Here is a 398-nt window from a genome sequence, read left to right as displayed (position 1 = left end):
AAGCGAAGTCGGTGAATCGCGTCAACCTGATTTACGCCGGCATCACGAACAACGACGGCGAGAAGCTGACGCCCCTGCAGCTTGCGGAAAAAGTCGTGGAACTGCAGGAATTCGGCGAGTCCAGCGCGACGATCTGCAAGCGCCTGAATGTCACCGACCAGACCATCCGTGATGTCCTGCTGCTTGCGAATGCACCACTGACCCTGCAGGAGCTCGTCCGCAGCAAGGTCGTTTCGTCGACACTGGCGATTGAAGAAATCCGGGCGCACGGCGGCGAGAAAGCCCTTGAGCGCCTTCGCACTGCGGCGGAGCAGGCGAAGGCAGGCGGCAAAGCCCGGGTGACCAGGAAGGCACTGGCGAAGCGGGCCGGCAGCAGCACCGTCGCACCGCAGGCAAAG

General features: G+C 62.8%; 1 pseudogene. It reads left to right on the top strand.

The window, feature by feature from the left end:
• Positions 1–11 precede the first annotated feature (11 nt).
• Positions 12–398: pseudogene (locus SB751_RS28405) on the top strand (transcriptional regulator); the annotation flags it as partial.

The organism is Cupriavidus sp. SIMBA_020 (assembly GCF_046535395.1).
GTDB classification, from domain to species: domain Bacteria; phylum Pseudomonadota; class Gammaproteobacteria; order Burkholderiales; family Burkholderiaceae; genus Cupriavidus; species Cupriavidus campinensis.
This window is presented reverse-complemented; position numbering and strand designations above follow the sequence as displayed.